Annotated in this window: 5 protein-coding genes; 3 read left to right on the forward strand and 2 right to left on the reverse strand. The window is 40.7% G+C overall.

Annotated elements, in window-relative coordinates; genetic code table 11:
- Positions 1-20 precede the first annotated feature (20 nt).
- From galU to rfaH, 3 genes are all read left to right on the forward strand, one after another.
- Positions 21-905 carry a UTP--glucose-1-phosphate uridylyltransferase GalU gene (gene galU / locus BG00_RS06355; RefSeq protein WP_036981283.1) on the forward strand — a complete coding sequence of 295 codons (885 nt, stop codon included), beginning with the start codon at positions 21-23 and terminating at the stop codon, positions 903-905.
- A 454-nt stretch (positions 906-1359) separates the two neighbouring features.
- Complete coding sequence (locus BG00_RS06360) at positions 1360-4953, forward strand: putative Ig domain-containing protein (protein ID WP_036981285.1); 3594 nt, start codon at positions 1360-1362, stop codon at positions 4951-4953.
- A gap of 904 nt (positions 4954-5857) precedes the next feature.
- Positions 5858-6349, forward strand: coding sequence for a transcription/translation regulatory transformer protein RfaH (gene rfaH, locus BG00_RS06365; RefSeq protein ID WP_036981287.1), 492 nt, complete (start codon positions 5858-5860; stop codon positions 6347-6349).
- 325 nt (positions 6350-6674) lie between these two features.
- Here rfaH and BG00_RS06370 read toward each other — a convergent pair whose 3' ends face one another.
- Positions 6675-8057, reverse strand: coding sequence for an MBL fold metallo-hydrolase RNA specificity domain-containing protein (locus tag BG00_RS06370; protein ID WP_036981289.1), 1383 nt, complete (start codon positions 8055-8057; stop codon positions 6675-6677).
- 156 nt (positions 8058-8213) lie between these two features.
- On the reverse strand, positions 8214-9197 hold the full coding sequence (locus BG00_RS06375; RefSeq protein WP_036981290.1) for an IS110 family RNA-guided transposase: 984 nt from the start codon (positions 9195-9197) through the stop codon (positions 8214-8216).
- Positions 9198-9398 lie beyond the last annotated feature (201 nt).

Raw genomic sequence — 9398 nt, forward strand, 5'->3', positions numbered from 1 at the left:
TTAATAATTAAAGGACTAGTATGAAAGCTGTTATCCCTGTTGCCGGTTTAGGCACGCGTATGTTACCCATGACTAAGGCAATCCCTAAAGAAATGTTGCCTTTGGTTGATAAGCCACTTATACAGTACATAGTTAACGAGTGTGTTGCTGCGGGCATTAAAGAAATTGTATTAGTGACTCACAGCTCTAAAAATGCGATTGAAAACCATTTTGATACCAGTTTTGAGTTAGAAGCTACGCTTGAAAAGCGGGTTAAGCGTACATTACTTGATGAAGTACGCTCTATTTGCCCACCTGATGTAACCATTATGCATGTACGCCAAGGTGAAGCTAAAGGCTTAGGGCACGCTATTTTATGCGCTAAGCCAATTGTGGGTGATGACGACTTTGTAGTGGTATTACCTGATGTAATCCTCGATGCTTATACGGCAAATCAAAAAACTGAAAACTTAGCTGCGATGATTGCCCGTTTTAACCAAACGCAAGCCAGCCAAATTATGCTAGAACCTGTCGCTTTAGAAGACGTAAGCAAATACGGTATTGCTGATATTAACGGTGTAGAACTAACCTCAGGTGAAAGTGCCGCTATTAATGCCATGGTTGAAAAGCCAGATGTTGATGTTGCCCCTTCAAACCTAGCTGTTGTTGGCCGATATGTATTAAGTAAAAATATTTGGCCGCTACTAGCTAAAACACACGTTGGCGCTGGTGGCGAAATTCAACTGACTGATGCGATTGATGCGCTAATAGCACAAGAAACAGTAGAAGCGTTTCATATGAGCGGCCGCTCACATGACTGTGGTGATAAACTTGGTTACTTAAAAGCCATTGTAGAATACAGCATGCGCCATGAAAGTTTAGGTGATGAGTTTACTGAACATATGAAAAAGTTGGTTAAAGGGTAACGGGCATCGGGTAACGAGCTACGAGCGACGGGGTATGAGCATCGAGCCTAGAACCTCGAATTAACCAGTTGGGCTAAACAAACAAGAGCTCAATCAAATCTAACAGTTGCATATTCTCTCCAGCTTTGAACACCCAATTGCATTAACTTTGATCGCTTATTCTCATTAAGCTTTGATCATTAAAATCACTTAGTCGCTTCAGGCTTCAACCGCATTATCATGATAATGCGGTTGCTGAATTTTTTTGCCACGATTAAAAAGCGAATAATTAAGTGTAATAGATACCCACACGATAAGATGCGAAGCCCAAGCCAACCTCAAAAACTAAATATTCTGTCGACGCTTGCTGTAAAAAGTATACTGATATATCCTAATTAGGCTCCAAGATGTTAAATAAAAGTTAACTGAATGTTTTTATTTAGGGGTGTTTCATTATTGATAAAAGGGAATATTTATGGAATGTAATAAAGTTACTTTCGCGTCAACTTGCTTAGCTTATAGTCTTTTAGTCACTTCGGCCAACGCACAGACCAATCAACAAGCTTATAGTGAAGAGTTTTATTCTTCTTCACCAACTATTCAAAAACAACAATTCAGTAAACAAAACCAAGTTCAGGCAGAGGCACAGGAAGGTATAATTACCTTTTCAGAGTTTGCTACAAACACTTACATAACAGACCAGTATGCTGATAAAGGAATTATTTTCTCTGGAGATACACCATTTATCACTTCAGATAGTGCTAACCCAACTACGCCGGTGTTATCGGGCTATCCAAGATTTAATGGTGCTATTGAGGGGCATTTTGTCGACCCGGCGGATCCAAGTAGAACCTTAACAGTAAATACGTTTGCCCTTGATGCAGGTTATTTTGATGACCTCAGCTCAACGGCTATTTCTTGGTATAACGAAAATGGCGAGCTTCTAGGTAAGCGTTTTGATTCCATCTATGGTATTGAGCGTTTTGAAATTAGTGGTGAGAACATTGCTAGCTTCCGTATTGCAATAGAAACAGAAGAGCGCGCCGGTTTTGCTATTGACAATGTCTGGTTCAACCAAGCGCAATCTCTTTTTAATTTTGAGTTTGAAACCGATAAAGTTTATCAAAAACGTGGCGCCAAGGTTTCAAATACCTTTACTGTTTATTTTCGTGATCTAGTTGCTAAAAGTGGTGGTGCATTAGAGGATATTTGTTCTCAGCACAGCTTTATCGTTCAAGATAGTAACCAGCAGTTACCAGGGGAATGTTCAGTTGACGCTGCTAAGAAGGCTTTTAAAGTAGACTTCACCCTGAATAATGCACCTTATGTACTTAAAGATGCCAGCATGTCTATTTGTTTAGCTGAGCAGTGTGAAGTTATAAAGGATTTAAACAATTTGAGTGTTTATGGTACTTCATTTAATGTTGACCAACATGGTTATGCCTTTAAAAATGGTGGTTGGAGTGATGCCATGTTAGCTGACGGAGGCATTGCTTGCTGGGTGTTAGGAAACTGTTCACTCGAGCAACTTGAAGTGCATGGTACCTTACTTAATGTTGCTGATGGTATCACGCCTATTTTACCTGAACATCGTAGAGATGAAGCCTATGAAATTGTCGGTAAATATGACGGCATTGATAAAAGTGTTCGAGAAAATCGCAGTTTCGGCGGAGTGTGTTATGGATTAGCCACTTCAGCGGCGAGTAACTTTAATAACAGCGCACAAGCATCAGCTTGGGGTAGCTCAATTGTTGAGGGTAGCTCTGCGCAAACAATTACCGCACTCTATAATGACCATTGGCAATACCGTGAAACGCAAACACCAAAACCGTTACCTAAAGACGTGAGTCAATATGTTGCAACGAACAATAATGATATTGTGCAAAGTATGGCGCAAATTGCTTATTACTTTGTTACCCAAGGCGCATACTCGGGGAGCGGAGCAAATAGTGGCGCCGGTAGTGCCAGTTTCTCACGTTTTAGCAATGTTGAGCAGCTAAGTAGCTATTATGCTAAACACTTCACTAATGATAAAGCATCCCCACTGGTGTTCTACTTCACTGTAAAAGGTGGTCATGCCATCGTGGCAACCCAACTAATTAAATATAACAACACTACCGTACTTGTAACGCATGATAATAACTTTCCAAGCAGTTATAGCCAATTAGAATTTACTGGCGATGCGTTAAGCACTATCCCGCATTTTGTCGTTGACTTCAAAAAAACAGGCACAGTGCAAAGCCAATACGGTGATTTTGTGGCGTACAACCCGTATGTTAACAGTGGTTCAATGACCAGATTTGCTAGTGTTACTAATGATGAGTTACAGCTTCATAGCACTGCACAAGAAGCACAAAATGCATTTTATTTGAATGCTAGTAAGGAAGATGTTACTGAGCAAAATGTAAAAGGAAATAGTAATAAAGCGGCTATTACTATGAACTCTTTAGTTCATACGCAGGTCGTCGTGCAGGGTGCTCGTATTGTTTCGGTGAAAAACAAGCAAACTGACGAACCAGCTCGTTTAATGCCTTTATCTGAGCAAATGGCACAAGATGTAAGCTATGTCAGTCGCTCACTTATGTCTGAAAAGCTTTACTTGTCTCGCGCAAGTGAGTTTGAAGTAGAAATTGAACGTTATAAGCAATTCCCCAATGCTAGAGTCTTTGTAAAACGCACAACAGAAAGTGGCACACTAGAAGTCATAAACTACGAGGAAATAACTAGCGATGAGCGTTTTGTTATTAAAGTTAATAGTGATGTGCGCGCAGTTATCGACAATACCATTGTTGAGCCCACATATAGTGGTGAAACCGCTGTGGCCGTTCAGGCTATTAGCTATTTGCAAGCCAGCTCAAACGGTAGCGATGTTCAACTTACATGGACATTACCTAACTTACCAAATATTGCTGAAGTGATCACTGTAAGAAGCACAGATGATTTCCCTGTAAGTCCAAATGATGGCCTGAAGATTTGTGGTGAAGTTGCTAACGAATGTAATGATACTTCGGCATCTAGAGATACGATTTACTACTATAGTGTTTTTGTCATAACAGACGATGATCAAATCAGCACTGCTGAAAGTGTGGTAATTAATACACACCAAGCAAGCCTTATTGGATTTGTTTCTGCTAACAGCCATGCAGTAGCTAATGTAGATTTATCACTATTCACGGCTGAAGGTATACAGGTTGATTTAGTTAACACCACTTTAAGCGATCTTGCCGGACGATTTGCCTTTAACGGTTTGCCTTTAGGTTTATATCGTTTAGACGTTTCAGGCGAAAATGTTGAAGCTCAATCTTTTGATATTACAATCGATAGTAAGCAAGTAATGTTTGATGTCGTCGTTGACATAGTACCAAGTATTTTAATCAACACTGAAAACGTTGTCTTTAATGGTGAAAACTTAAGAGTTTCTTGGGATGTTGCAGGACTAGACCAAAATGATGGGCTAAATGTCAAACTAGTTCATGATAGTGGTCAATTAAGTCTTGCAACTGAATTGGCTGCTCAAGCTGGTCAGATAATTTGGCCTGTCGATATTGCCGAGCAAACGGTAACAGTAGTGGTTGAGCTAGCTAATGACGAAACTGTTAATGCGAGTGCACAAGTTGTTGTTATTCAAAAGAACAGGGCGCCCGTAGTCAACATAGCAATTCCAGATCAGGAAGCACAATCGGGTCTTGCGTATAGCTTTACCTTTGATGCGCAAACTTTTACTGATGCTGATGAAGGCGATGAGCTGACTTATTCTGCAACATTAGAAGATGGCACAGAGTTGCCAAGCTGGTTGAGTTTTGAAGCAGACACTAGAACTTTTTCAGGTACGCCTGGTGATGCACATATTGGTACGGTAACTATTGCCGTATCTGTTACCGATGGTGAAATTTCACAGCCTGTAACAGAACAATTTAGCATTAATGTAGTGGCTGCACCTGTTGTTGAAAAACCCGTTGAAGACTCTAGTGATAGTGATAGTGATAGTGATAATGATAGTGGTAGCTTAGGCTGGTTTAGTTTAATTTTAATTGTATTCGCTTTTACCCGCAGATTAGTTAACCGATGATCTAAATACGGTTATCACTGTTATATAACGATTTCTGTCACGTTCTGAGATAGGTGACAGTTTTAATGAAAGGCTTGGGGCGAAAGTTCCAAGTCTTTTTTATGCACTTGATTAGGTGTTTTGTAAACGTTTAACTGACGAAATAAAGGGGCAAATCGCTGGGAGAAAATAAAACAATGCATCAATAAATTATGCGGTAAAACCTTAAGCAAAAACTCTATTTTGAGCACAAAATTTCACGACAGATAACCAATGAAAATGATTTTAGGGTAGTGTTTGAAGATTTAACGTTAAAGGGGTCCGAATTTTAATGGCGGCATGGTTGCCGATTTGGGTGGTCATGTTTATTCAATCTCTCAAGCGATGGCTTGCCGCGCCTGCCTCATAAAGCTTCACTTACATAATATGAATATTTATCGTATTCGCCATTCCTTATTGAGTTAGGCCATTAAAAACGGTCATCATGTACAAATATTGATATTTTACATAAGTGACATTGGGGCTTTTACGCATAAACACCACACTATACCTATCAATCGACTTCACCCGTAAAACCAGTTCATTGGTTTGTAGTGCTCATTCCTACCGCGATCACTTTTCTATTTGTTTTATTGAAGAAATCTAACATTCAATAAAAAGTCACACTTTTCTCTTGTGTTTCCCTTTGAAAAACTCCGATACGTTACGAGCGACGAGTTACGCGCCTAAACCCTAATACTGACGCGGGGTGAACCCGCTGCTACAGGCATAAAAAACCTTGCGATGCGTATGTTAACCGCAAGGTTTTTAAATTTCTCAAACCTAACTATCTACCTCGCATCAAGTCTGTGAGTAGTTTACAATAGCGCGTTCGGTTAGATAAATGCTGACGATTGCTCGTTAAGCTAAGGTTACAGGATATAGTATGGAAAATTGGTATTTAGTCATGTGTAAGCCACGACAAGAGGAAAGGGCAAAAGCTAATTTAACCAACCAAGGGATTGAGGCATTTTACCCCAAATTAACAACAGAAAAGCTCATTAAAGGTCGTCGCACTGTTAAGCAGTTAGCTTTGTTTCCTAATTACTTATTTGTTCGCCTTGAATTAAAAAGTGGTAACTTTTCTGCTGTAAAAAATACCCGCGGTATTGGTGGGTTTGTGTCTTATGGTGCGAGTTATCAAGTGGTACCCATAAGTTTAATTGAACAATTACAAAGTGAATGTTCACAAACTGTTGAGTCAACGATGCCAAAAGCGGGTGATGTAGTGAGCGTTAATAACGATTCTTTTAAAGGTATTCAAGCAATTTACAAAGAGCCCAATGGCGACATGCGCAGTATTTTATTAATTAACTTACTTAACAAACAAATAGAAATGAGCGTAGATAATAAAGATATTGAATCACAACAATGGTAACGGATAACGAGCAACGGGTTACGGGTAACGGGCGACGGGTGACGGGCAACGGGTAACGGGTAACGGGTAACGAGCAACGGGTGACGGGTAGCGGGCAACGGGTTACGAGTAACGGGTGACGGGCAACGGGTAGCGGGCAACGGGTGACGGGCAACGGGTAGCGGGCAACGGGTTACGAGTAACGAGCAACGGGTTACGGGTAGCGGGCCATGAACCTAATACCTAATAACGACGCGGGGTAAACCCGCTGCTACGGATATAAAAACCTTGCGATGCGGATGTTAACCGCAAGGTTTTTAAATACCCCGAACCCCGAACCTCGAACCTATCCCTTCCCAATTTCAACTTTCACTTCATCACCCAACACTTCCCTGTATTTTGCTGCGAGTGCATTTTTAGCGTCATCATCGCCGTGAACTATTTTTATATGGCGGGGCTTTTTGCGCATACCGGTTACAAATTTGATGAGACCTGCTTGATCGGCATGAGCGCTGTAGCCGCTTATGGTGTGTATTTTGGCGTTTATATTAATGCGGGTATTATTAATAACTACATAGCCATTTTTTGGGCCATAGGTTTGTATATCGCGACCCAGCGTGCCGCGCCCTTGGTAACCTACAAAGAGTACATCGGTGGTTTTGTCGGTTAAAAAGCGCTCTAAGTAATTAACTATACGCCCGCCGGTGCACATACCGCTTGCAGCTAGAATAATTGCAGGTGTTTGGCGGCTGGCTAAGTAATTTATTAACGCTAAGTGCTCACTGTGGGTGTTTATTGTAGTGAGGTTTTCAAAGTCGAGTGGGTGGCGCCCTTTAGCTACTTTTTGTTTTGCCTCTTCATCCCATAAATATTTAAATTTTCGGTACTGCTGAGTAAAGTTAGCTGCCATGGGGGAGTCGAGTATTACTTGTATTGTGCGCCAAGGTGAATTTTTTGTAGAGGCATGAATTAGCTGTTCAAGTTCGTATAACAGCTCTTGTGTACGGCCTATACTAAATGCAGGCACAAGCACGACGCCATTGTCTGCAACAGCGCGCTCAACCACGGTTTTTAAGGTTTGCGTACGTTGCTTGCGGCCTTGGTGGTTTTTATCACCATAGGTTGACTCAATAACTAAAGTATCTGCTTTATAGGGGGCTTTAGGTGCGGGTAGTAGAGGCGTATAGGGCGCGCCTAAATCACCTGAAAAAACCACTCTGTGATTATTGTTAGCTTTGTGGGGAGGTGTGCTTATGTCTATTTCTACATAAGCGGAGCCTAAAATGTGCCCAGCTCGTTGAAGTCGGGCTTTCGCTGTGTGTTTACCCTTACAAGGAAGATCGAACCAAGTTTTAAAATCGATTTCGACAATTTGCTGTTTAAGTAGCCTTAAGCAGGTGTCTATTATTTTTTGATCGCGTGTGACGCCCACTTTTAATGCATCTTCAATGACTAACGGCAGTAAACTTGCTGATGCAATAGAGGTAAATATAGGACCTTTGAAGCCAGCCATTAATAAATAGGGAATCCGGCCAACATGATCAATATGGCAATGGGTAACAATAAGCGCGCGAACTGTGTCTATATTAAATTCAATATTAAGATCATCAACTGAGTCTTCTCCTTGAAACAATCCGCAGTCAATTAGAAAAGAGCTTTGATCGTTTATTATCAGCTGGTGGCATGAGCCTGTTACGCCATTGACTGCTCCATGGTGAAGTATTTGCATTTTATGTCCTTATGTTTTGGCTGCGGGCTGCGGGCTGCGGGTTACGGCTTAAAGCCCGAGCCTAGCACTTAGAGCCTAACGCCTTTATTTTATAAGTAAATATAGCAGGTATTTTAATGTAGATACCATCTCTCTTTATAGGCTTCAAGATCGTATTTAACTTTCTTGGAGCTTAAACGCTTCTTGATTTTTTATTACACCAAAACATATATGAATGAGTTTACGCATATTGGCGCCAATGATTTGCATCGACGTTTTGCCATTATTCAGCAAGGCTATTTTTTGCTGTTGTATCTTATAATTCCACTGCCCAGCGACTACTGCTGCCATATAAAGTTTACTTCTTATTTTTGAGGGCCCTAGCTTGCTCATAGTTGTACGGCCCTTCATTTTCCCAGACTCATGCAGCCGCGGTATTAAGCCACAGTAGGCAGCAGCTTGCTTAGCTCTGCTGAAATTTTTAGCGGCGAATATATACGTCAGCTCCCGAGACATAACAGGCCCAATACCGGGGATTGTTTCTAGTAACGTTCTATTCTTCTTTAAGTCAGGAAAGCTATTTATGTGACTATCAATATCTGACTTAAGTTTTTTTATCTCATCATCTAGAAAGTTAATCGTTTCTTTTAATGATTGAGTGACTCGCTCAGATGTCGCATTAAACTCACTTGCTTCTAATCGATTCTGCTCTCGTTGTTTATTGGACTCCAATGCATCAAGTCGACGCAGTAAGGATTTAAGCTCTCTAATTTCCTTTGCTTCAGGTTGCCAGAAGTTAACGGTTGATTGCTTAGCATAACCGTAGCTTGCAAGCATTATCGCATCTGACCTATCTGTTTTATGAACAACATTTAGAGCCTCAGCATATTTTTTTGCTTTGCTAGGGTTAGCGAGAATAATATTGAATCCTTGCTGGTATAAAAAGTACATTAACGGCTCATGGTAAACACCGGTTGGCTCTACCGTGATAACGATTTCCTCAGCTATAGTTTTGGTTGTACTTAAAAGCCACTGCTTAATTTCCTTGAAAGCTAGGTGGTTATTTTTAAATACTTTTGTTTTCTTTTTATTAGTGATTGGATCTCTCAGCCAACATAAATCAACTTTATCTTTACTGATATCAAAACCAATAAACATCATCTCTACTTACTCCCCTTGTACATACAGCATCAACTTAATCTAAGAGTGCTTGGATACCATTCAGTTTGTTGAGAATTGGAAGCTAGGGCTTAATCTACGGCTCAGTATCAAGTACTGGGCGGGGCTACAAGCTCACTAACTTCCGATGTAATAAATGATAGCTAATCATCTATTACAGAGAGATACAAGGCGGGGCTTTAT

It is taken from the genome of Pseudoalteromonas sp. SCSIO_11900, assembly GCF_000576475.1.
Classification (GTDB): Bacteria; Pseudomonadota; Gammaproteobacteria; order Enterobacterales; family Alteromonadaceae; genus Pseudoalteromonas; species Pseudoalteromonas tetraodonis.

Bases quoted from the DNA above. Each gene is read 5' to 3' on its own strand.
- galU (WP_036981283.1), top strand. From the start codon at position 21: ATGAAAGCTGTTATCCCTGTTGCCGGTTTAGGCACGCGTATGTTACCC.
- BG00_RS06360 (WP_036981285.1), top strand. From the start codon at position 1,360: ATGGAATGTAATAAAGTTACTTTCGCGTCAACTTGCTTAGCTTATAGT.
- BG00_RS06375 (WP_036981290.1), bottom strand. From the start codon at position 9,197: ATGATGTTTATTGGTTTTGATATCAGTAAAGATAAAGTTGATTTATGT.
- rfaH (WP_036981287.1), top strand. From the start codon at position 5,858: ATGGAAAATTGGTATTTAGTCATGTGTAAGCCACGACAAGAGGAAAGG.
- BG00_RS06370 (WP_036981289.1), bottom strand. From the start codon at position 8,057: ATGCAAATACTTCACCATGGAGCAGTCAATGGCGTAACAGGCTCATGC.